General features: G+C 42.1%; 25 protein-coding genes. 13 read left to right on the forward strand and 12 right to left on the reverse strand.

Annotated features, from left to right (window positions below; translation table 11 throughout):
• Window positions 1-34: 34 nt before the first annotated feature.
• From ilvD to OFN91_RS07115, 3 genes are all read right to left on the reverse strand, one after another.
• Window positions 35-1,708 carry a dihydroxy-acid dehydratase gene (ilvD, locus tag OFN91_RS07105; RefSeq protein WP_270873753.1) on the reverse strand — a complete coding sequence of 558 codons (1,674 nt, stop codon included), beginning with the start codon at window positions 1,706-1,708 and terminating at the stop codon, window positions 35-37.
• Window positions 1,709-1,816: 108 nt separating this feature from the next.
• The gene (locus OFN91_RS07110; RefSeq protein ID WP_270873754.1) at window positions 1,817-3,295 is read right to left on the reverse strand and encodes an SLC13 family permease; all 1,479 of its coding nucleotides are present in this window, start codon (window positions 3,293-3,295) and stop codon (window positions 1,817-1,819) included.
• 264 nt (window positions 3,296-3,559) lie between these two features.
• The gene (locus OFN91_RS07115) at window positions 3,560-5,008 is read right to left on the reverse strand and encodes a hypothetical protein (protein WP_270873755.1); all 1,449 of its coding nucleotides are present in this window, start codon (window positions 5,006-5,008) and stop codon (window positions 3,560-3,562) included.
• Window positions 5,009-5,143: 135 nt separating this feature from the next.
• Here OFN91_RS07115 and OFN91_RS07120 point away from each other — a divergent pair, with 135 nt between their 5' ends.
• Window positions 5,144-6,775 (forward strand): CTP synthase, encoded by a 1,632-nt coding sequence (locus tag OFN91_RS07120; RefSeq protein ID WP_270858699.1) that lies wholly within the window; start codon window positions 5,144-5,146, stop codon window positions 6,773-6,775.
• Window positions 6,765-8,342 (forward strand): single-stranded-DNA-specific exonuclease RecJ, encoded by a 1,578-nt coding sequence (gene recJ, locus OFN91_RS07125; RefSeq protein ID WP_270873756.1) that lies wholly within the window; start codon window positions 6,765-6,767, stop codon window positions 8,340-8,342. Before OFN91_RS07120 ends, recJ begins: the two co-directional genes overlap by 11 nt.
• A 43-nt stretch (window positions 8,343-8,385) precedes the next feature.
• Here the strand turns inward: recJ and OFN91_RS07130 are convergent, their stop codons facing one another.
• The 5 genes from OFN91_RS07130 to OFN91_RS07150 all read right to left on the reverse strand — a co-directional run bounded on the left by OFN91_RS07130 (window position 8,386) and on the right by OFN91_RS07150 (window position 11,358).
• The gene (locus tag OFN91_RS07130; protein WP_270873757.1) at window positions 8,386-8,724 is read right to left on the reverse strand and encodes a hypothetical protein; all 339 of its coding nucleotides are present in this window, start codon (window positions 8,722-8,724) and stop codon (window positions 8,386-8,388) included.
• Window positions 8,721-9,938: a hypothetical protein gene (locus OFN91_RS07135; protein WP_270873758.1), complete on the reverse strand. Its 1,218-nt coding sequence runs from the start codon at window positions 9,936-9,938 to the stop codon at window positions 8,721-8,723. Before OFN91_RS07135 ends, OFN91_RS07130 begins: the two co-directional genes overlap by 4 nt.
• 8 nt (window positions 9,939-9,946) lie before the next feature.
• Window positions 9,947-10,195 carry an HP0495 family protein gene (locus tag OFN91_RS07140; RefSeq protein WP_270873759.1) on the reverse strand — a complete coding sequence of 83 codons (249 nt, stop codon included), beginning with the start codon at window positions 10,193-10,195 and terminating at the stop codon, window positions 9,947-9,949.
• Window positions 10,182-10,646, reverse strand: coding sequence for a cyclic pyranopterin monophosphate synthase MoaC (gene moaC, locus OFN91_RS07145; RefSeq protein WP_270873760.1), 465 nt, complete (start codon window positions 10,644-10,646; stop codon window positions 10,182-10,184). Before moaC ends, OFN91_RS07140 begins: the two co-directional genes overlap by 14 nt.
• 226 nt (window positions 10,647-10,872) lie before the next feature.
• Window positions 10,873-11,358, reverse strand: coding sequence for a hypothetical protein (locus tag OFN91_RS07150; RefSeq protein ID WP_270873761.1), 486 nt, complete (start codon window positions 11,356-11,358; stop codon window positions 10,873-10,875).
• 114 nt (window positions 11,359-11,472) lie between these two features.
• On the opposite strand from OFN91_RS07150, the gene OFN91_RS07155 reads away from it, so the two are divergent.
• The 4 genes from OFN91_RS07155 (at window position 11,473) to OFN91_RS07170 (ending at window position 14,387) form a co-directional block, all read left to right on the forward strand.
• Window positions 11,473-11,916, forward strand: coding sequence for a hypothetical protein (locus OFN91_RS07155; RefSeq protein ID WP_270873762.1), 444 nt, complete (start codon window positions 11,473-11,475; stop codon window positions 11,914-11,916).
• Between the two features lie 99 nt (window positions 11,917-12,015).
• Window positions 12,016-12,858: a DUF3737 family protein gene (locus tag OFN91_RS07160; RefSeq protein ID WP_270873763.1), complete on the forward strand. Its 843-nt coding sequence runs from the start codon at window positions 12,016-12,018 to the stop codon at window positions 12,856-12,858.
• A gap of 1 nt (window position 12,859) precedes the next feature.
• Entirely contained in the window at window positions 12,860-14,029 is a 1,170-nt protein-coding gene (locus OFN91_RS07165; protein WP_270873764.1) for a MalY/PatB family protein, read from the forward strand.
• 64 nt (window positions 14,030-14,093) lie between these two features.
• Window positions 14,094-14,387: an HIRAN domain-containing protein gene (locus OFN91_RS07170; protein WP_270872537.1), complete on the forward strand. Its 294-nt coding sequence runs from the start codon at window positions 14,094-14,096 to the stop codon at window positions 14,385-14,387.
• 94 nt (window positions 14,388-14,481) lie between these two features.
• On the opposite strand, the gene OFN91_RS07175 is transcribed toward OFN91_RS07170, so the two are convergent.
• The 4 genes from OFN91_RS07175 to rpsT all read right to left on the reverse strand — a co-directional run bounded on the left by OFN91_RS07175 (window position 14,482) and on the right by rpsT (window position 17,287).
• Window positions 14,482-15,324: a universal stress protein gene (locus OFN91_RS07175; protein ID WP_270871083.1), complete on the reverse strand. Its 843-nt coding sequence runs from the start codon at window positions 15,322-15,324 to the stop codon at window positions 14,482-14,484.
• Window positions 15,325-15,398: 74 nt separating this feature from the next.
• Window positions 15,399-15,842 carry a hypothetical protein gene (locus OFN91_RS07180; protein ID WP_270871082.1) on the reverse strand — a complete coding sequence of 148 codons (444 nt, stop codon included), beginning with the start codon at window positions 15,840-15,842 and terminating at the stop codon, window positions 15,399-15,401.
• A 97-nt stretch (window positions 15,843-15,939) separates the two neighbouring features.
• Window positions 15,940-17,007, reverse strand: a complete 1,068-nt coding sequence (gene prfA, locus OFN91_RS07185) for a peptide chain release factor 1 (protein ID WP_270858712.1) — start codon at window positions 17,005-17,007, stop codon at window positions 15,940-15,942.
• Between the two features lie 10 nt (window positions 17,008-17,017).
• On the reverse strand, window positions 17,018-17,287 hold the full coding sequence (gene rpsT / locus OFN91_RS07190; RefSeq protein ID WP_270858713.1) for a 30S ribosomal protein S20: 270 nt from the start codon (window positions 17,285-17,287) through the stop codon (window positions 17,018-17,020).
• Window positions 17,288-17,437: 150 nt separating this feature from the next.
• Between rpsT and glmM the strand changes: the two genes are divergently transcribed.
• The 7 genes from glmM (at window position 17,438) to OFN91_RS07225 (ending at window position 22,873) form a co-directional block, all read left to right on the forward strand.
• Window positions 17,438-18,778, forward strand: a complete 1,341-nt coding sequence (gene glmM, locus OFN91_RS07195) for a phosphoglucosamine mutase (protein WP_270873765.1) — start codon at window positions 17,438-17,440, stop codon at window positions 18,776-18,778.
• Window positions 18,771-19,223, forward strand: coding sequence for a signal peptidase II (lspA, locus tag OFN91_RS07200; RefSeq protein ID WP_270858715.1), 453 nt, complete (start codon window positions 18,771-18,773; stop codon window positions 19,221-19,223). The genes glmM and lspA overlap by 8 nt, the downstream gene beginning before the upstream one ends.
• Entirely contained in the window at window positions 19,220-19,612 is a 393-nt protein-coding gene (locus OFN91_RS07205; RefSeq protein WP_270858716.1) for an SHOCT domain-containing protein, read from the forward strand. The genes lspA and OFN91_RS07205 overlap by 4 nt, the downstream gene beginning before the upstream one ends.
• Window positions 19,613-19,623: 11 nt before the next feature.
• Entirely contained in the window at window positions 19,624-20,055 is a 432-nt protein-coding gene (locus tag OFN91_RS07210) for a CopD family protein (RefSeq protein ID WP_270858717.1), read from the forward strand.
• A gap of 52 nt (window positions 20,056-20,107) precedes the next feature.
• Window positions 20,108-21,271: a Na+/H+ antiporter NhaA gene (gene nhaA / locus OFN91_RS07215; RefSeq protein ID WP_270873766.1), complete on the forward strand. Its 1,164-nt coding sequence runs from the start codon at window positions 20,108-20,110 to the stop codon at window positions 21,269-21,271.
• An 18-nt stretch (window positions 21,272-21,289) separates the two neighbouring features.
• A complete protein-coding gene (gene ung / locus OFN91_RS07220; RefSeq protein ID WP_270873767.1) occupies window positions 21,290-21,961 on the forward strand; it encodes a uracil-DNA glycosylase in 672 nt (223 codons plus the stop codon).
• Between the two features lie 96 nt (window positions 21,962-22,057).
• Window positions 22,058-22,873 carry a transporter substrate-binding domain-containing protein gene (locus tag OFN91_RS07225; RefSeq protein WP_270873768.1) on the forward strand — a complete coding sequence of 272 codons (816 nt, stop codon included), beginning with the start codon at window positions 22,058-22,060 and terminating at the stop codon, window positions 22,871-22,873.
• The last annotated feature ends 139 nt before the right edge of the window (window positions 22,874-23,012 follow it).

Below are 23,012 nucleotides of genomic sequence, written 5' to 3' on the forward strand. Positions count from 1 at the left end.
TTTTAAAATTTAAAAAAGGGTTTTAAATTTAAATCTACGCTTCTAAAATCGCTCCATTGCTAGCATTTGTTACTAGTTTTTGGTATTGGCGAAGCCATCTGCCCTCGACCTTTTTGCCCTCGTATTTCCAAGCGGCACGGCGAGCGGCGATTTGGGCGTCGCTTAGACGGACATTTATGCTGAAATTATCCACATCGATATCGATTATATCGCCGTCTTTGAGTAGTCCTATCATGCCGCCCTCGGCTGCTTCTGGGCTTACATGACCGATACTTAGCCCCCTTGTAGCACCGCTAAAACGCCCGTCTGTGATGAGCGCAACATCAGCACCTAATCCACGACCTACAATCAGGCTTGTTGGACTTAGCATTTCTTGCATACCAGGCCCTCCTCTTGGACCCTCGTAGCGTATGACGACTACATTTCCTTTTTGCACTTTTCCGCCCGAAATCCCCTCGATTGCCTCGTCTTGGCTGTTAAAGCAAATCGCTTTACCGCTAAATTTGCGCTCGCCGATGATTCCAGCGGCTTTTATGACACAGCCTTGCTCGGCCAAATTTCCAAACAAAATCGCTAGTCCGCCACGCTTAGAATACGCGTTTGCTACGGTGTGGATTATGTTTTCATCTTTGATATCGTCGTTTTGGATACGCTCACCCAGGCTTTCGCCACTGATTGTGAGTAAATTTAAATCAAGCAAAGAGCTATCAAATTTCGCAATCTCTTTCATTATCGCGCCTAGTCCGCCTGCTTTTTGCACATCTTGCATATGAACTCCTGGTAGGCTTGGGCTTACTTTGGCTATGTGAGGCACACTGCGCGAAATTTCGTTTAATTCCGCGATATCAAGCGGTGTGCCCGCTTCGCGCGAGATTGCGAGCATGTGCAAAATCGTATTCGAGCTTCCACCCATTGCCATATCCATAACCATGGCGTTGCGGATCGATTTTTCGTTGATTAAATTTCGAATTTTAAATCTCTCATCGAGCGCAATTTCGCAAATTCTCCTAGCAGCTGCGCGTAATAATTCCTCGCGCTCAGGCGTAAGAGCTAGAATCGTTCCGTTGCCTTTAAGTGCGATTCCAAGAGCTTCGCATAGGGTATTCATTGAGTTTGCGGTAAACATACCAGAGCAACTTCCCCCACCAGGACATGCCGCGCACTCGATAGCTTTTAATTGCTCTTCGTTAATCTTGCCGGTCTCATACGCGCCAACAGCCTCAAATGCGGTATTTAAGTCGATTTGTTCGCCACCTAGCCCCTTGCCAGCAGCCATTGGGCCACCACTAGCAAAAATCGTAGGCACATTTACTCTTAGCGCTCCCATTATCATACCAGGCACGATTTTATCGCAGTTTGGTATGCAAAGCAGGGCGTCAAGTTTGTGAGCGTTCATCACGGTTTCTATCGAATTTGCGATGATTTCGCGACTTGGTAGCGAGTAGAGCATTCCGCTATGCCCCATTGCGATACCATCATCGACGCCGATTGTGTTAAATTCAAACGGCACACAGCCATTTTTACGAATTTCGTCTTTTACGATTTTGGCATATTCATTGAGATAAAAATGCCCCGGAATACACTCGATAAAGCTATTTGCCACGCCGATAAACGGCTTGTCAAAGTCCTCGTCCTTTAATCCTGTCGCGCGAAAAAGTGAGCGGTGCGGTGTGCGTGTGTAGCCCTTTTTAACGATATCGCTTCTCATAAAAATCCTTTGAAATGAAATTTGGTGATTTTATCAAAATTTTAATAAATTTTAGCAGGTGAAATTTGGCAGAATTTAGTAGTTGCGAGAAAATCTCGCAACTAAATTTTATGCAAAAAACAGATAAACATAAAGCGATACTATCACCGCGCCAGCGAAGGCTAGGTAAGCACCTGCTTTAATCATATCCATTTGTTTAATCATGCCAGTGCCAAAAACTAGGGCATTTGGCGGAGTTGCTACTGGCATTACAAAGGCACAACTTGCGCCGATACCAATTACGATTGTTAGCGTTTCTTTCGGCAAGCCCATGTGAGCTGCTACGCCCGCAAATACAGGCACCAAAAGCGCAGCCGAGGCAGTGTTTGAAGTAAATTCTGTAAGGCAGATGATAAATACAGCTGTTACAAGCAATACCAAATACACAGGCGCGTCTTTGAAGGTATCAGCTACTAGGTTTCCTAACACGCCAGAAGCCCCTGACATGCCTAGCACCGCACTTAGCGTTAGTCCTCCACCAAATAGCATCAAAACACCCCACTCTGTGTTTTCAGCCACATCGTGCCATTTAGCAAGGCCTAGCATTACCACAGCGATTGCGGCGCACACAGCGACATACGAGTCGTCGATTTTAAAGCCGATTACCTTGCTAATGTCTTTTGAGAAAATCCACGCAAACGCAGTAATTACGAAAACTATGACGGTAAGTATGCGCTTGTTGTTCCATGGAATTTCTTCGAGTTCGATCTCGACTTTGTGGTTTAAATTTGGGCGGAATACCAAATATAGCACCACTAACATGAGTGGAAGCATTAAAAGCATTACCGGAAGTCCTACCTTCATCCAATCAGCAAAATTCCAGCCCAAAGCCTCAGCTGCGATGATGTTTGGCGGTGAGCCAACAATCGTACCAAGTCCTCCGATACTAGCCGAATATGCAATTCCTAAGAGTAAAAAGACGATTGTGCCACGATCTTCTTTTTTCTTTGCGTCCAAATTCGCGCAAATTCCAAGCGCAAGTGGTAACATCATCGCAGCAGTTGCGGTGTTTGAAACCCACATTGATAAAAGCGCGGTTGTGATACATATCAAAATCGCAGCCACGCCAAGGCGTCCGCCAGCTTTTTGGATAAGCCATGTTGCGATTTTTTTGTCGAGTTTTTGCATGTGAAGTGCCGTAGCTAGGGCAAATCCACCAAAAAATGTAAAAATCGTAGGGTTTGCGAAATTTGCCAAGGCGTTTTTTAGCGTCAAAGCCGTAAATTCGCCGTCTTTGCTAAATTTGCCAATCCCAATCGCCACAGCCAAAACTGGCACCATAAGCGCTGTAATCGTGATATGCACGGCCTCTGTAAGCCACATAATCGCGATAAATGCCAAAAGCGCCAAGCCCTTTTTGACATTTGGCTCAAACGGCAAGACATTGTAAAGCGCAAATGCGATCAACGCCGCTACTATCGTAATGATAATGCCACGCTTCGGAAACGAATCAACATCGGTTAGTTGCGCTACTTCCGCAACTTCTTCCGAGTTTTGCGGTTCTAGGTCTGGGAAGTTGTGCCCACGCACCTTGATTTGATCAGGCATGTTACTCCTTTTTTGTAAGATTTTATGAATAATACAAAATTAGGTTGGAAATTTATTAAAATTGCGTTAAATAAAATTTGAAAATTTTTTTGTGCGTTACTTATGGTAACAAAATTTTAAAATTTGGCGAAATTTTAAAATTTTTATAAAATAATATTAATAAATTTTATCCTTTAAATTTGATTTAAATTACAAATTTTCACAAATTTAAAATGTGTAATGGTCAAATTTAAACGCTCACCGCGCATAAATTTGACCTAAAAATTATTGAAGCGGGATATTTTCGCCGTTTAGTTGCAATAAATTTGAAGCCTTATCGTAGCTAAAATCAAGCCTTACGCCATTTCCATCAGGGCGTAAAAACTGCGCCGAATACAGCTCGATTAGCGGTGCGAACTGGCGCAGGCTATCGTAATCAGAGATAAACTCACTAAGGCTTGTGTCGATTTTAGCGTTGCCGCTGGCGCTCATTTTCGCAAACAGTGTCTCCTCATCGACGAAATCGCCCACGACGCCCTTTGCGCTAAGGCTAAATTTTTTGCCGATGCTGTTTTCGAAGGATAAATTTTTCAAATTTAGCGAAATATCATCTTTAAGCAAATCTCTTAAAATTTGCGGATTTTTTGCTAGTTCCTCTGCTTTGTTTTGGTTCGCAAATGCAAGCTCGCGGTAAAGTTTTTCGCTCATAGCGATGTCGCTATCGATCGCGACATTTCGCACTAGCACATCTGCGACTTTGAGGCTTGCTATGCGCGATTTATCGTCCATAAAGTATTTTCCAGCGCTAATCTTAGTCTCGCCCTCGCTAGAAGCGTCATTTGCGACGATAAATCTATCGCCCTCCACGGTGATTAGGGCGTTTTTAAGGCTGGAAGTATAGCTCATATCAGCTAAGAAATAATCTACTAGCTCTGTGCCCTTTTTGACGCCGTTTTTGTATTTCATATCGTAGTTAAGGCCCTGCATTTCGATATCCACACCCTCTACGCCATAAACGAAAAATTTATCCAAACTCAAATTTAGGGTTTTAAAAATTTCGCCATTTAAATCGCTAACTCCACCAAAATTTAGCCCGCTTAAATTTATCATCACCCCCTCGTTTGAGTATTCGGCGTCTGCTACTTGGATAATAAATTTAATATCAGTTGCGATTGTAACGCGGTTTGTAACGATTTCCTCGGTTTTGAAAAATTGTTTTAAAATTTCAGCATAGTGTGGGGTAGTGATTTTGATTTTACCCTCGATTTGCGCGCCATCAGCGATATTTGCGACACTGTGCGCGATAGTATAATCATACCTAAACTCCAAATCCTGCGGGAAAATTTCATCCATTTCGGAATTTAACTTTTGCAAATCCTTAGCCTCTGCCTCGCCAAGCACGCTAGCTACGACTACGACTAGCTGATCTTTTAGGGTTTGTTTTTTAATCACACCGGTAAAATATCCAGCAGACGAGCTATCGCCTCTGTCGAATTTACGCTCTTTGACCTCGAAAAACTGGCTATTTTCTAGCATTTGGTTAATGTATTTTTCGGCTAGCTCGCCTGCTTTGTTGCCAACTACGCTATCAATAGCCTTGGCGATAGGATTTGCGGGCGCACTTTGCTCTACTTTTGGCTCATTTTGGCTCTCGCCCTTATCTTTGCTTGGCAAAAAGGCAAAACCCAAAATTAGCACGATTACAGCCGCTATGGGAACAAGAAATTTTTTCACAGCTTCTCCTTAAAATTTGGATTAAATTCAAAAAGACATTGTAACCAAAAATAATAAAATTTTAAATTATCTATCTTTAACCAAAACAAAGATATAATCTCGCCATTAATCAAAATCAAAATTTAGGATATTTCTATGTCAAAACAAACGAAGTATATTTTTGTGACGGGTGGCGTTTTAAGCTCCCTTGGCAAGGGTATTGCGGCGGCATCGATTGCGACACTTTTGAAGCACTCGGGGCTAAAAGTTCGCATGCTAAAAGCAGATCCATACATCAATGTCGATCCAGGCACAATGAGCCCGCTAGAACACGGAGAGGTTTTTGTCACTGATGACGGGGCTGAAACTGACCTTGATTTGGGACATTATGAGAGATTTTTGGACGAAAATTTAAGCCAAGATAACAACTTCACCACAGGTAGAGTTTATAGCGCAGTAATCGAGCGCGAGCGCAGGGGGGATTATCTAGGCAAGACTATTCAAGTAATCCCGCATATCGTGGGCGAAATCGTGCGCCGTATCAAAAAAGCGGGCGAAGACAATGACATTTTAATCGTCGAAATCGGTGGAACCGTGGGCGATATCGAGGGTTTGCCGTTTTTGGAGGCGATAAGGGCTATGAGAGTGGAGCTTGGGCGCGCAAACACCATGAATATCCACCTAACGCTAGTTCCATATATCAAGGTCGCTGGCGAGCTAAAAACCAAACCAACCCAGCACAGCGTGGGCGAGTTGCGCCGTATCGGTATCAGTCCTGATATGATAATCTGCCGTTCGGAAATGCCTTTAAATCGAAATTTAAAGGATAAAATCGCGCTAAGTTGTGGCGTGGATAAAAACTGCGTCATCGAAAGCCCAGATAGCCAAAGCATATATCAAATTCCACTCGCATTTATGAGCCAAGGAATTTTAGAGCCGATTGCAAGCTTCCTAAATTTGGGCGTTTTAAAACCAGATATGAGCAAATGGGACAGCCTAGTTAAGCGCGTAATCGCTCCGACTAATGAGACCACAATCGCATTTGTAGGCAAATATATCGACCTCAAAGAGAGCTACAAATCCCTAACCGAGGGCATTATCCATGCAGGGGCTACTCTGGATACTAGGGTAAATCTCAAATGGATTGATAGCGAAAAAATAGAAGAGTCAAATTTAGATGAAATGCTAAGCGATGTAAATGGCGTGCTAGTAGCCGGTGGATTTGGCGTGCGTGGCGTAGAGGGCAAAATTTTAGCCATAAATTATGCTAGGACGCACAAAGTGCCGTTTTTAGGCATTTGCCTTGGTATGCAACTGTGTATAATCGAATTTGCACGAAATGTGCTAGGCATAAAAGATGCAAATTCAATCGAATTTGACGAAAATACCAAAAGTCCGCTTATTTATCTCATTGATAGCTTTATCGACGCAAGTGGCAAAAAACAAATCCGCACGCACAAAAGCCCGCTAGGTGGGACTATGCGCCTTGGCGGATACGACTGCGATACCAAAAAAGGCTCACTGCTAGCCAAAATTTACGATGGTGCAAAGACCATTAGAGAGCGCCACAGACACAGATACGAGGCAAACCCTGAATATAGAGCCGAATTTGAAAAAGAGGGTTTGATCGTATGTGGCGAATCAAACGGCCTAATCGAGGCGGTGGAGTTAAAAAATCATCCGTTTTTTCTAGGTGTGCAGTTTCACCCAGAATTTACTAGTCGCTTAGTGCGCCCAAATCCTGCGATTTTGGGTTTTATCGAAGCTTCTATTAAAAATGTTAGGTAAAAACGAAGTAAGGGAAATTTTACAATCGAGGTTTGCAAATGATAAACATACAAAACTTAGTGAAATTCCCTTACCAAGCCAGCTCAAAGATATCTATAAGGCTGCATTGCGTATAAAAACTGCCATTGATGAAAATGAACGCATAGCAGTCGTGGGTGATTACGATGTCGATGGTATCGTAAGCACCGTGATTATGAGCGACTTTTTTAACCAAATCGGCGCAGATTATGTCATAAAAATCCCGAACCGCTTCACTGACGGATACGGACTAAATAACGAAATAATTGACGAATTAGAGGGTATCGGGCTGATTGTTACCGTTGATAACGGCACTTCGGCGATAGAAGCAGCGCAAATTTGCGCTAAAAAGGGCATTGATTTAATCATCACAGATCACCACATGCCACCACCAATCCTGCCAGAAGCCTACGCTATCGTCAATCCAAAACAACCAGACTGCACCTTTCCAAATGTTGAAATTTGCGGGGCGCAGGTCGCGTGGTATCTAGTGGGCGCGCTCAAAGAAACCCTTGGCGTGAATTACGATATGTCTAGTCTAATGGATATCCTAATCATCGCTATAATCGCCGATATGATGGAGCTTAGAGATATGAATAGGGCGCTTTTGCGCTATGGTATCAAAAAGCTAAACAACTCAAATCGGGCTTGTTTTAAGGCGATTAAAGAGCATTATTTCAAAAAACATTTCGAATTCGACGATATTAGCTACACAATTGCTCCGCTGATTAACTGCACGGGGCGCATGGACGATGCGACAATGTCGTATAAATTTCTGTGCGCGCGCGATATCAGAGAGGCGAATCAATACCTAAAAATGATAGATCACATCAACAACTCTCGCAAAGAGGAGGAAAAAGCCCTTTACGAGCAAATCGCGCAAAGTATCAACGAAGATGACAATATTATCGTGGTTTGGGGTGATGAGTGGCACGAGGGGATTATCGGAATTGTCGCTTCGCGCCTAAGTAAAACTTACAAAAAACCAGCGATTGTTTTTAGCGTGCATGAGGACCGCGCCAAGGGAAGCGCTAGAAGCGTGGGGAAATTTGATATTTTAAATTTAATCTCATCGCAGGCTGAAATTTTAACCACTTACGGCGGACATAAGGGTGCAGCTGGCGTGGGGATAGAGCCTGCGAATTTAGAGGAATTTAGGCGCAGGGTAAATGCGAAAATCACGCCTGATGATTTGGAGGATTTCAGAGCGGCGGACGATTTGCTAGGCGAGTTAGAAGTTTCGCAAATCGACTTTGAACTGCTTGAAATTTTGGAATTTTTCGAGCCTTACGGGCAGAAAAATCCAAAGCCTGTCTTTAATATCTGTGGCGCGAGTGTGGGCAATGTGCGCCAAATCGGCAAAGAGGGCAAACATATCAAAATGAGTATCCAAAAAAACGGCGCCAGCGTCGAGGCGCTGTGGTTTAACTATGATTTTTTGCCACGCGAAAACCAGAGAGTGGATTTGATTTTTAGCATAAATAAAAATAATTTCAGAAGTGTAATCTCGCCAGAGCTTGTGATAAAGCAGATGAGCCCGACTGAGTAAGCCATGAAATTTGGGTTAAATTTAGCGTGAATTTAGCCCAAATTTAGGATTTTTTCCATTGTTTTACCTCTGCTATATCTTTAATCAAATCCTCATTTCCATCTTCTTCATGGAGCCACCACCACTCTTTTACATTGTCAATAAACCACTCACAATCAATTAAATATGTATAGCAAAATTTACCAAGCTCACCTAGACTATATCTGCCCTTTACGGCGTAATATGTGTTTTTATCCTGCTTTTGCATATTGCACTCTGCGGCGATTTTGTCAATCTGTGCGTAAAGCGTTTCTGGGCGGTATTTGCCCTCGCGCAGGATTTTTTCCTCGTCAAGGACAAATCTCGTTCCCATTAGCGGATAGGTGCTATTTTCGTCCCTCATTTGCTCTCGCCTTTGTTTTTCATCTTTGCAAGTGCATCAAGTGCGCTTTCATAGGCTTTTTTGCTGATTTCACGCGCTTTTTGGCTCATATTTTTCGCCATATCCGTTTTGATTTCGCTAAGCTTCTCGCTCATTTCCTTTTTAAAGCTACCGAATTTCTCATCAAGCTCGAAATTTTCGATAATCCTCTCGCCCTTTTCCTTCCATTGCGCGCTTAGATCCTTGGCTTTTTCGCCAAATTTCATTTCGCTGATTTTATCGCTTAGCACCTCGCCAAGCTCGCCATAAATTTTCTTAAATTTCGACAAATACCCGCCAAATTCCTCTTGCGCTAATTTTTCGATTTCGCTTTTGGCTGGCTCGCCAGCGCGAGAGATTGCGTCGCTTAAAACAGCCGTGAAAATGTCGCTAGTTTGGGCAATTTGCGCCTTTTTTTGCTCCAAGGTCTGCACGCTCTCATCAGGGCTCACGCTCATATCGTCTAGGTATTTTTCAGCCACTTTGGTGATCGCATCATACACGCCAAGCACGGCTCCTCGGATTAGTGCTGGGGCAGTGTTTTTGCTCTCGTTTGCCACGAAAATTGCGCTTTCGATGATGAGCTTGGCTATCTCTTTTAGGCGGAAGCGGGTAAATTCGCCCTCGCTAATAGCGTAAAATGCGATATTTTTCGCCGTATAATGCGCCGTATCCTCGATATCATCGCCGTTTTCAAGCACGCTGATAAACGCCATTTCGCTAGCTTCCTTCAAAACATCGGCAAGCAAAAGCGAGTTTTTGCTAAGCTCCCCAAGAGCGTCAGAGACTATATTTTTCTCGTTTTCGCCCAAATTTGGGAGCAAATTTTCGATTTTTTCGTAGCCGTTTTCGACTAAATTTAAAAGCTCTCTTTGTGAGGCTAGGATTTTTTTGCGCAAATCGTCGTATTCGTAAAACAGGCTATAAAGCTCCTTTTCGCCCTCTTCGCAAAGTGCCTTTTTCGCGCCGTTTATGACAGATTTGGCGTTTGATTTGTTTAAAATTTCAAGCTCACCTAGCTCGGCACAAAGTGCGCTAGTAAGGGTTGCAAATTTAGCGGTTTTCTCATCTTTGCTTAAATTTCCAAATTCGCTTTCGCACGCTAAAAATGCCAAATTTTCGATACTTTCAGTAATTTGCGCCTCGCTTGCGCTGCGTAAATTCTCGCCAAATTTCGCTACTAATTCCTCTTTCATACTCTCTCCTATAATACAAATTTAAAATTTTTCTTTAATTTCTCAAAAACGCCCAGCCTGTGAGCCTCGCTAGCCACCAAGACCGAAATATCGAAACTTGCGTATTTTCCGCCGTTTGAAAATTTCGAAAATTTCAGGCTGTATTCCTCGCTAGCTAAAACCTCGTCAATCTTTTCTCTTTTTTGCGTGGCGCATTCGATGATGACCTTGTATTTCCACTGCGCCGGATAGGCGATTACAGGCTTACTCTCTAACATACACGCCACTTTTGCCACCCTCTTTGCGCTCTAAGATTATGTCTGAAATGCGCATTGATTTATCTACGGCTTTAACCATATCATAAATTGCTAGTAAGCCCACGCTCACGCCGGTTAATGCTTCCATTTCCACGCCTGTTTTACCAGTGATTTTTACCGTAACATAGAGTTTAAAAGCGTTTGGCAACTCTTCAATTTGCGTTTTTATGGAATTTATCATTAGCGGGTGGCACATTGGGATTAGTTCGCTTGTCTTTTTTGCCCCCATGATAGCCGCTACAACGGCGGTTTGAAGCACGGGGCCCTTTTTGCCATCGCCCTCTTTGACTGCGCGAAACGCAGCCTCGTTTAGGTGGATTATACCGCTGGCTGTGGCGGAGCGCTCGGTGTCGTCTTTGGCGCTGACATCGACCATGCGTGGCATATTGTTTTCATCTATGTGTGTTAGCATTGATTTTCCTTGGAATTTGATTTGGCGGGATTATAGCAAATTTTTGGGCATAAAAAAAGCCTAGACCCGAAAGCCTAGGCAAATACAAAAAGGAGGTTTTTATCTTGTCGGACAGGGGGATTATACTACTAGTTTGGTAAATAAATGATTAATATGTGATATAAAAATGATAATTTAAGTATATTTTAATATGCGAAATTTGGGAATTTCGCATATTTTTTTATTTTCAGACTTTGAACATTTTCATCAATGTGCCAAGATCAAGCCCAGATTGTCCGCTGTTATCTGCGCCAAAACCAGCCTTGTTTCCGCCACCAATGATATTGCCGAGTATCCCGCCTAGATCGTTCATATCGATTTTGCCGTCGCCGTTTGTGTCAAATTTCGCCACAGCAAGCTTGCCGATAAGCGCGGTAAAATCTACGCCTGATTTATCTACTGAGTTTGCGTTTGCTCTCTCTCCGCCGCCTAAAAGTCCGCCTAACACAGCTCCAATCATATCGCTGCCGCCGCCATTACCCATAGCATTTGCAGTGTTGCCTTTCAAAAAGTTATTGCTAACGCCGGCGATTAGGGCATTTACTTGATCATCAGGCAGATCGACGCCTAAAAATTTCTCGATAAATGCAACTGGGTTTGCTTGGAAATTGCTGACATTTCCCTCGTCGCTTTTAAGCGCAGAAACCATTTTCATAAGTGCGTTTAAATCCATAATAGCTCTCCTATCATTAAAAATTTGGCTGATATTTTAGCAAAATTTTTAATAACAATCATTAAAATTTACCTTTTTTACCTAAAATTACTCAAAAATTTTCAAGGAGAAAAAATGAAAAAATTTTATCTTGTTTTGGCGATTTTATGCGGTTTAACTCACGCAAACGAGGATAGCGACAAGCTATTTGGGGATACTAAAATTTCCTTGCCGTGCGATTTAAACACAGCCTCATGCCTTAGTAATGCAGATGGCGAGAGCGCGAGTTTTACAATCATACCAGCGCCGATTGTAGCGATGAGCGAGAGCGAGGTTGTGGTTAGCGGGATTTTGCGCGAGCTAAAAAATCCAACCCTAAAAATCAAAGGAATTAGCATGAATATGGGAAATTTCGAAAGCCCGCTTGTTCGCTTTAACGACGGCTCATACCACGCTAAAATCATGGTCGCAGCCTGCCATAGCCCTATCATGCGCTACAAACTCGAAATTTTCGAAAACGGCGAAAGCACAGGACATTTTATCTATTTTGATTTGCGCAAAACGCCAAAACACAAATAAATCAAATTTTGCATAATTAGGCAAGAAATTTGCAATATTGTTCTATTAAAATTTTAAAAATTTTGGTATAAAAATAGAAATTTATCACAAGGAAAATTTATGCAAACATTAAAACAAATGCGATTTAGTGGCGAAAGAGCACTTTTTGGCGCGAAAAATTTAAAAATAGAAAATTCCGTTTTTTGCGACGGCGAATCACCGCTGAAAGAGAGCTCTGACATAATCGTGCAAAACTCAAAATTTGAGTGGAAATATCCGTTTTGGTATGCGAAAAATATCGAAATCTCAAACTGCCTTTTCGATGAAATCGCGCGCGCAGGTATCTGGTATAGTCAAAATTTAAGGCTAAGCGATTGCGTATATGGCGCGCCAAAGGGGCTTCGCAGAGTGAAAAATGCGCACATTGAAAATGTCCAATTCACTGACGCGCTAGAAACCCTGTGGCACTGTGAGGATATCGTGCTTAAAAATATCAGCGCAAAAGGCCCATATTTTGGGCTTGATTGTCAAAATTTAGAAATACAAAATTTAAATCTTTTTGGCGATTATTGCTTTGACGGCTGCAAAAATGTGAAAATCAAAAATTCAAAACTTCTTAGCAAAGACGCGTTTTGGAACTGCGAAAATATCCTAATCGAGGATTGTTTCATCGCGGGCGAGTATTTTGGCTGGAATTCCAAAAATGTCACTCTGAAAAACTGCAAAATCGAAAGCCTGCAAGGATTTTGCTATATGCAAAATTTGCGCCTAGAAAACTGCGAGCTCATAAACACAACCTTGGCGTTTGAATTTAGCGATGTGCATGCCGAAATCATCGGCGAAATCGACAGCGTGAAAAATCCGCGCTCAGGGCTAATCAAAGCCGCTAAAATCCGCGAGCTGATCCAAGACGGCGCGACAGACGCGAGCAAAACAGAGATTATCACTGAATTAAGGGCGTAAAATGGCGTATGAATTTGACAATCTGCCAAACCGCGCTGGCACAAAATCGCTAAAATGGGAAGTAGGTGAGGGCGAGCTTGCAATGTGGGTTGCGGATATGGATTTTGCCGTCGCACCCGAGATTTACGAGGCATTAAAAACCCGCTTGGAAGAGCGCGTGTATGGATATAGCGTGCTAGATGAGCAGTGGGAAAACGCCTATACTTCGTGGTGGAAAAGGCGCCATAATTACGAAATCAAAAAAGGCTCTTTAACTTACGCTGGTGGCACGCTAGCAGCGATAAATTCGTTAATTCGCAAGCTTAGCGCGCCCGGGGAAAATGTCGTAATCCTAACCCCTGTTTATAACTGCTTTTTTTACTGCATTAAAAATATGGGCAGAAATACCCTCTCTTGCGAGCTTAGATACGAAGAGGGCGAGTATTTCATCGACTGGGGAAATTTGGAATTTTGCCTAAAAGACCCGCAAACATCGCTATTACTGCTTTGCAATCCGCACAATCCTATCGGCAGGACATTGCGCAAGGACGAGCTAATGAGAATCGGCGAGCTGTGCGAAAAATACGGCGTCATCGTCATCAGCGATGAGGTGCATTGCGATATCACTGAGCCCGGTGTAAATTACACCCCATTTGCCGCTGCTAGCGAGGTTTGTGCGAATTTAAGCGCAAATATCATAGCTCCGACAAAAGCGTTTAATATCGCTGGTTTGCAAACAGCGGCTGTTTTTACCCCAAATCCAAAACTGCATAAAAAAATCAGTCGCGCGCTAAATGGCGATGATATCGCAGAGCCTAGCTTTTTTGGGCTAATTGCGGCGATTGTGGCGTTTGAGAGGGGCGAAGCGTGGCTAGAAGAGATGAGAGCGTATGTGAGCGCAAACCGAGCTTTTGCCAATGAATTTATAGCGCGCGAACTGCCAAAAGTGCGTAGCGTAGCGCAAAATGCGACATATTTAATGTGGCTTGATGTAAGCGAGTATTGCGATGAGAGCACGAAATTAGCCAATTTTATCCGCCAAAAAACAGGGCTTTTCCTAAGCCATGGCGCGCAATACGGCAAGGGCGGAGAGAAATTTTTGCGATTAAATATCGCAACTTCGCGCAAAAATGTGATTGATGGTCTATCTAGGCTAAAAACTGCGCTTGATTTATGGGAAGGACAAATTTAAATTTCGACATAATATGTCAAAATTTCACGCTAAAATAGTGGAAATTTTAGGAAAGGAGAGCGAAATGAAAAAGATTTATTTCACAATCACTGGGCTAAATTTCTACTATGGGTGGGAATTTTTGAAGGAAAATATGGTCGTAAATCTCGAAAAAGAGCCAGATAATAAATACGACCGCGAGGCAATCGCCGTGAAATTGGAGGGTTTTGGCAAAATCGGCTATGTCGCAAACAGCACCAAAACTGTCATCGGCGAGAGCATGAGTGCAGGTAGGCTTTACGATAAATTTAAGAAAAAGGCAAAAGGTAAAGTTTTATTTGCGAGTGAGCGGGGCGTGATTTGCCGTTTTAAGGGCTAAAATTTAGGCTTAAAATTTGGTGAAATTTTGAAATTTGGTAGAATTTTGAAATTTAAAGAAATCTGGTAAATTTGGGGCGAATTTGCCCCAAATTTTAACTTAGAACTAAAATCGGCACAAGAGCGTTGTGCAAGATATCCTCTGAAACGCTTCCTACAAAAAGCTTTTTGAAAAAACTCTTCGTAAATGCGCCAGTCGCGATTAAATCGAGGTTGTTGGCGCGACGATATTTGATAATCTCATCGCCCGGAACATCGCCTGAGACGCTTACAAATTCGGCGTTTTCGCCTTTTAAAATCTCTCTTGCGATTTCAAGCGTTTTTTGCGATTCCTCGGTGTCGTTATTTACATTTATGACATATTTTTTCGCGTCTTTTAGAAGCTTGGCCTCTTTTGTGAAATTTAGAGTTTTTTGCGCAGCCTCTGTGCCGTCAAACGCCACAAGCACGGAGTTTATTGGGCTGAAATCTTTATTTACCAAAAGGGCCGGAACTTTCATCTCTTTAATCAGCATAGTTGCGTTAAAGCCCACATCTTCGCTGTTTGTGCCTTTTATGCCTAGCACAAAAATTCTAGCTTCGTCTTTGTATTCTTCGATGATTTCGATAAAATCGCCGTCGCGCAAAATCGCGCTAGCACTCACGCCCTGAGCCTTTGCCTCATCTACGCATTTATCTAGCCATGCTTTGATTTTGCTCTCATCTACTTCGTTGTCTTTGCCGTCAAATGCCCCATACTGTGACATTACCATATCATTTTCGCCCAAAACTATCCCGCCAGCTGCAAGTCCGTAAAAATTTTGACCAAGCTCTGGGGTTTCGATTACATGGATAAACACAGCCTCGGCGTCAAGACGCTTTGCAGTGTAGATTCCATAATCGCAAACAGGTTTTAAAAGCGCATTTTCATCAACGCAGATAAATACTTTTTTGCTCATAGCTATCCTTTTGATTAAAATTCGAAAGAGAATAGCAAAATTTAGAATAAATTTCGTTTAAATTTTGCTATTTTTTATTTTTCGTCGCCTTTTTCGATAAATTCAAAATAATCGCTTGAATTTTCATCAAAAGTGCGGTTTTTTGTGTGATAGTAGTATAGATACGCTAGGCCAACGGGTGCGATGATGATAGAAAACGCAAAAAGCACTATCATAACTACAAGTTTCCAAATGAGCAAAAACACGGCATTTACGATAAAAAAGTTGTTTCCGATGATGAAATTTACGATACTTTCATACACAAATCTTGCATATGGATACAAAAGCGCGCAAATCGCATAAAATATATAGATGAAAAAATCCATGCCAGCGAATTCCTTGCCAGTCCTTGCTGCCATACTCTCTGCTGAGTAGCTTTGCGCCCAGATCAAAATCACAGCCAAAACTGCGCCAAAGATAAAATGTCTAAAATAATACGCCTTGTCTAATCCGCCAAAAGTTTTTTGCCAAATTCCCATGAATTTTCCTTTTTTTAAAATTTAAAAAGGGGATTATAGTTCCCCATTAAAAACAGATAAAATTTTGATTAAATTTGATTTATAGATAAATTTAGCTTTACAGCCCTGCGTTTGCAATCGCTTCGGCCTGTGCGTTTGTGATGAGTGGATCGATGATTTCATCAAAAAGTCCGCCAGCCATAATGGCATCTAAGCGGTAAAGTGTTAAATTTATGCGGTGGTCACTAATGCGGTTTTGCGGGTAGTTGTAAGTGCGAATTCGACCGCTTCTATCGCCTGTGCCGACTTGATCTTTTCGTTCGGCGCGCTCTTTTTCTAAGCGTTCTTGCTCTTGCAAGTCATAAAGCCTAGCTTTTAGCACTTTCATCGCAGCTTCTTTGTTTTTGTGTTGGCTTTTGCCGTCTTGGTTGGTTACGACTAGACCTGTTGGTATATGGGTGATACGAACGGCGCTATCAGTGGTATTTACGGATTGTCCGCCATGCCCTGAGCTACGCATGACATCGATACGCAAATCGCTATCTTTGATTTCGATTTCGCTATCTTCGATTTCTGGCATAACTGCCACAGTGATTGCAGAAGTATGCACACGCCCTTGACTTTCGGTTTCAGGCACCCTTTGGACTCTGTGCGTGCCGCCTTCGAATTTAAGCCTTGAATACGCCCCGTCGCCCTTAACAAGCAAAATAACTTCTTTAAAACCGCCCACGCTTCCTTCGCTTTGGCTTACGATTTCGCATTTATAGCCACGAAGTTCAGCATAACGCAAATACGCCCCTAGTAGATCTCCCGCAAAAAGCGCAGCCTCGTCGCCACCGGTTCCGGCGCGAATTTCAAGGAAGATATTTTTATCATCATTTGGATCTTTTGGAAGAAGTAAAATTTTGATTTGCTCTTCGAGTTCGTCTTTTTCGAGTTCTAAATTTTTAAGCTCCTCTTTGGCAAGCTCGCCAAGCTCAGGATCGCCTAATAAATTTTTGTTTTCCTCGATATCGGCGACAACCTTTATATACCTATCTGCGGCGTTTTTTATCGGTTCGATACCTCTTTGCTCTTTGGAAAGCTTTGTCATATTTGAAATATCGCTTGCGATACCTGGATCACTAAGGAGCCGTGAAAGCTCCTCGTATCGGTCTAAAAAGGGTTGTAATTTTTGGGCTAACATTTAATGATAATTATGCGACTTTTAGTGTATTTACTAGTTTTGCCAAGCGGCTAACTTTTCTGCTTGCAGTTTCTTTTTTCAAAAATCCACGGCTAACGAAAGCGTGGAAGCTTTGATTAACTACTTTTAGCGCTGCCTCGGCTGCTGCTAGGTCTTTACTATCTACTGCTTCTCTTACCGCTCTTGTCATGTTTTTTACTCTTGTGCGGTAAAATCTATTGCGCTCTGTTTTTTTCACAGTTTGTCTAGCGCGTTTTTCGGCTGATTTGTGATTTGCCATTTTTATCCCTTTAAATGAAAATATTAAACTCGTGATTATACTACAAAAATTTTAAGCGTTGCTGAAATTAAGCAATTTTTAAAAGAAATTCGATTATTAAACTTTTTTTGCTAATATTGCGAGAATTTTGATTTATAAAGGATTAAATTTATGAAACTTTTCGGAACTGACGGCGTCAGGGGCAGAGCGGGCGAGTTTTTGACAGCCGAACTTGCTATGAGATTAGCCATGGCAGCTGGAATTTATTTTAGGAAAAATTCCGTTACAAATATGATTTTAGTCGGTAAAGACACTAGGCGAAGTGGCTATATGATAGAAACTGCGATTGTGGCTGGACTTACTAGCGTGGGTTATAATGTCCGCCAAATAGGCCCTATGCCAACCCCAGCAATCGCGTTTTTGACAGAGGATATGCGCTGTGATGGCGGAATTATGATAAGCGCTTCACACAATCCATACTATGATAACGGCATTAAATTTTTCGATCACACGGGTTTTAAACTCGATGAAAAAGAGGAAGCCGAAATCGAAAAAATCTATTTTAGCGACGAGCTAATCGCCGAGGCTAGAAAGCAAATGATGGAAATCGGCGTGGCAAGGCGCGTCGATGATGTCATCGGCAGATATATCGTCCAGCTTAAAAATTCTTTTCCAAAAAACAAAACCCTGCATGGACTTCGCATTGTGCTTGATTGCGCAAATGGCGCAAGCTACAAGGTCGCTCCGACGGTGTTTAGCGAGCTTGGCGCAGAAGTGATAGTCCTAGGCGATGAGCCAAATGGAAAAAATATCAACGAAAATTGTGGCGCCTTGGCTCCGCAAAATTTGGCAAGCGAAGTAAAAAGATTGCGCGCTGATGTGGGATTTGCCTTTGACGGGGACGCTGATAGATTAGTCGTAGTCGATGATAGCGGTCAAATTTTACACGGAGATATTTTGCTTGGCGTTTTGGCGCTGTATTTAAAAGAGCTTGGCAAGCTTCAAAACGACCAAATTATCGCAACTGTGATGAGTAACGGCGCGCTTGATGATTTTTTGGCAAAGCACAAAATCGCTGTGCATAGATGCAGTGTGGGCGATAAATTTGTGCTAGAAATGATGAAAGAGAAAAAGGCGAATTTCGGCGGCGAGCAAAGCGGACATGTGATTTTTGGCGATTATGCTAAGACAGGCGATGGAATCGCCTCGGCGCTTCAATTTGCAGCGTGTATGCTAAGCATGAATAAAAAAGCGAGCGAGTTAGCAAATTTAATCAAGCCGTATCCGCAAATTTTGCGAAATTTAAAGATTACAAATAAAAAACCGCTTGAAAAAATCGCTGGGCTAAAAGAGCTTGAAGAAGAGATCAAAAAAGATAAAATTCGCACGCTGTTTCGCTACTCTGGCACGGAAAATTTGATCCGTTTGCTTTTTGAGGGCAAAAACGCAAAAGCTCTGGAAAAATGGGCGAACGAAGCGGAGAAATTTTTCAAAAAAGCGTTAAATGACTAGAAAATTTATTAAATTTGTCCTGATTTTTACGCTTGTTTTGGCGCTTGATCAATTTATAAAATTTATATTTTTAAATGGTTTTTCGTGGGAGGGTGAGTATTTTTCGCTGATACTGACCTTTAATAGGGGCGTGGCGTTTTCGATGTTAGCTTTTTTGGGCGAGAGTTTGAAATTTATCCAGCTTGGGCTAATCGCGCTTTTGGCGTGGTATGTTTTTAGCCAAAAAGAGCTTTTTAACGCTCACTATCTGCCTTTCGGCATTTTGCTTGGAGGCGGGGTTTCAAATGTGTTAGATCGCTTTATCCACGGCGGAGTTGTGGATTATGTGGCGTGGCACAAATGGTTTGAATTTGCGGTTTTTAACTTTGCCGATGTGATGATTGATTTAGCGATTGTCATATTTTTGTGGCAAAATTTGAAAATTTCAAAGAAAGGCAAAATTTGAAAAGAAACAATTATATCGCGTATGCGCTGTGGTTTGCCGGAGCTTTTTCGTGGGCTGTGGGATTGCCGATTGGTGGCGGTTTGCACCGAATTTATTGTGGTAAATTTGTCAGTGGATTTGCGCAAATCGGGCTGTATTGGGCTGGGATTTTTACGCTGTATTTTTTGCTAGGGCTTGTGATTTTGCCGATTTGGCTTCTTTGGGTGCTTTTTGACCTATTTTTCGTAGGAATTTGGGTCGAGGATATCAACGAAGAAGCTGGCGAAGGCGTGGCTGAGGATTATTCACAGCGTCTTAAAAAGGTAGAGGCCCTATACGAGCTTTTCCAAAAAGGGGCGATTAGCAAGGAAGAATTTGAAGCTAGAAAAGATATTTTAATGAGAGATTGAAAGGAAGGAAAATGAGTTATTATTGGTTTAAATTTATCCATTTTGTGGGCTTTATTTCGTGGATGGCGATGCTGTTTTATCTACCGCGCCTATATGTTTATCACGCTGAGAATTTGGACAATCCAAATTTTGTCAAAGTTGTGAAAAAAATGGAAAAAATGCTCTATCACGCTATCGGCTGGATAGCTTTGGCGGTTACGATTTTTAGCGCGGTTATGCTGATTTTGCTAAATCCGGGACTTATGAAAATGGGCTATTTTCACCTAAAATTACTTTGCGCTGTTTTAATGGTGGCTTATCATTTTTGGCTTCATTATTATTTGATTAAATTCGAAAAAGACGCCTGTAAAAAAAGTGGCAAGTATTTCCGTGCGCTAAATGAAATTCCAACGATTCTGATGATAGGCATACTTTATGCTATGTTAATCATGCCAAATCAATGAGAATTTAATGAAATTTATACTAAAATAGACAAATTTGTTCAAAGGGAGAATCATGCAACGCATAATCAAAAAAATCCTATCCAGCGAAAGTAGTGCTGGCGTAATCCTCCTTTTATCCGCAGTATTTGCTATCATCGCACAAAATGTCGATATTTTATCTCCGTATTACCGCGAGTTTATCCACACGCACATCGTCATGGGTATCGGCAAACTAAAACTCGATGAGGATATGCACTTTTGGATAAACGACTTTTTAATGGCGATATTTTTCTTCGCTATCGGTTTGGAGTTAAAACGCGAAAAAATCGAAGGTCAGCTTCGCCATTTTTCTCAAATTTTGCTTCCTAGTTTCGCAGCACTTGGTGGCGTTATGGCGCCTGCGATTATCTTTGCGATACTTAACTGGGGCGATAGCGAGGCTTTGAAGGGCTGGGCGATTCCTACGGCTACTGATATTGCCTTTGCCGTGGGCGTAATGGCGCTACTTGGCAAACGAATTCCAGCAAGTCTTAAAATTTTCGTCTTAACACTAGCGATTATGGACGATTTGTGCGCGATTTTGATTATTGCGCTTTTCTACTCATCTACGATAAATATCTCTTACCTAATCGGCGCAGGAATTTGCGTGGCGATTATGTTTATAATGAATAAAATGAAGGTAGATAAAAAACTGCTTTTCGTCATTATGTCGCTTATTTTGTGGGTAATGGTGCTAAATTCAGGTATCCACGCGACAATCGCTGGCGTTGTGGCTGGATTTTGTATCCCATTGCAAACACGCTCTGGCTCAATGCTAAAAGATATGGAGCACGGACTTGCATATCCTGTGAATTTTTTCATTTTGCCGATTTTTGCCTTCGCAAATGCGGGCGTAAGCCTAGCTGGTATGAGCCCTAGCTATCTATTTGGCCCAGTTCCAATGGGTATCGCGCTTGGCCTATTTTTCGGCAAACAATTTGGAATTTTCGCATTTAGTTGGCTACTTATCAAGGGCAAAATCGCCTACTTACCAGAAAACGCAAACTGGGCGCAACTATACGCTGTAAGCATAATTTGCGGTATTGGATTTACAATGGCGCTATTTGTCGATGGCCTAGCTTATGGCGGAAGCGACATTTATCACCACACAGACAAACTCGCTGTTTTCATCGGCTCTATCGTCTCGGGTCTGGTCGGATACATCGTGGCTAAGGTCGTAGGACCAAAACCAGCTTAAATTTAGGGGCAAAATTTAGTGTTAAATTTAGCCTCATTTCTTAGTGCGCGCGAGTGGAGAAATCTACTGCGCGCCGAATTTCAAAGCGAAAATTTCAAAAATTTAGAGCGAAATTTAGCTCAAATTTCACAAACTACCCAAATTTACCCACCGCTAAATTTAATCTTTAACGCCCTAAATTTGACCCCATTATCAAATTTAAAAGTCGTAATCATAGGTCAAGACCCATATCACGGCGCAGGCGAGGCTATGGGGCTAGCATTTAGCGTGCCAGAGGGGGTAAAAATCCCGCCAAGCCTAAAAAATATTTTCAAAGAAATCATCGCAGATGTCGGCTCGTGCGCCCTAAATAACGGCGATTTGACCCCGTGGGCGAGGCAGGGCGTGCTACTACTAAACTCCACTCTAAGCGTGAGTGCAGGTGCTCCAAATTCGCACGCCAAGCTTGGCTGGGGCGAATTCACAGACGCCATAATCGCTAAAATCAGCGAAAACTGCGAAAATTTAGTCTTTATGCTCTGGGGAAATTTCGCCATAAAAAAGGCAAATTTAATCGACGCAAATCGCCATTTGATCCTCACAGCCCCGCACCCTAGCCCATTAGCGCGCGGTGGGTTTTTTGGGTGCAGACATTTTAGCAAATGTAATGAATATTTAGCTTTAAAAGGTAAAAATACAATACTTTGGTAAATTTATAAAAATACTATGTGTTTTAAAATTTAATTAAACAATTTAAGTATATAATCAGCGCCTAAATTTTTATCTACACTAAAAAAAAGGAAAAAAATGAATAAAATTTTATTCGCACTAACTTCTAGTGCGCTACTTTTTAGCGGAGTTTGCGCCAAAAGCCTAGCAGAAATCAAATCTAGCGGAACAATTCTAATAGCCGTCCATGATGACGAGGCTCCATTTGGCAAGCTAAATGGCGACAAATACGAGGGTTTTGAAATAACCCTAGCCGAGGCTGTGGCTGCGAAAATTTTCGGAGATAGCGAGGGAAAGGTGGAGTTCGTAGCCTCTGCAAACGATGAAACTTCTTATAGATTGTTGCAAGATGGCGCTGTGGATATGGCTGTCTCGACCCTAGTCCCTACCGCTGAGACCGAGAAGCTCGCTGATTTTTCTAGCCCGTATTTTAGCGTAAATGTCGGTATCCTAACCCGCAAAGCAGACGCGATAACAAGCATAAAAGATCTAAAAGATAAAACAATCCTAGCCATGCCAGGAAGTATCGGCGAAAAATATTTCCAAAAACAAGGCTATACTATCAAAGAGTGCGATAGCGCTGGTGGCTGTGCTAGGGCGCTACTCGAAAATCAAGGCGATGCTTATGCTGATGAAAACATCATCGTAATGGCGTTTCCAGTGATAAATAGAGAAGTCGAAGTCCCGCAAAAAAACCTCGGAGCCTCTGAGTTTAACTCAATCGGCGTGCAAAAGGGCAACACAGATTTGCTAAAAGCAATCGACGCTGCGCTTGTGGAGTTATCTAAAACTGGCTTTTTTGAAACAGAGTTTAACAACCACATTTCCCCATATTACAAGGGCACAGCCGAGAAAAAATACTTCTTGCTAGATGACATTTATAATCTACTTTAAGCTTTAAATTTTTAAAATTTCGCCTTGCTAAATTTGTGTTTAGCAAGGTTTTTTATCGCTAAAAAACCTTAAATTTTGATAATTAAGTTAAATTTTTATGACATAAATCTCTTTTAAATAAAATTTTTGATACAATCTA

The sequence above is a fragment of the Campylobacter sp. JMF_08 NE1 genome (genome assembly GCF_027737875.1).
Taxonomy (GTDB): Bacteria; Campylobacterota; Campylobacteria; order Campylobacterales; family Campylobacteraceae; genus Campylobacter_B.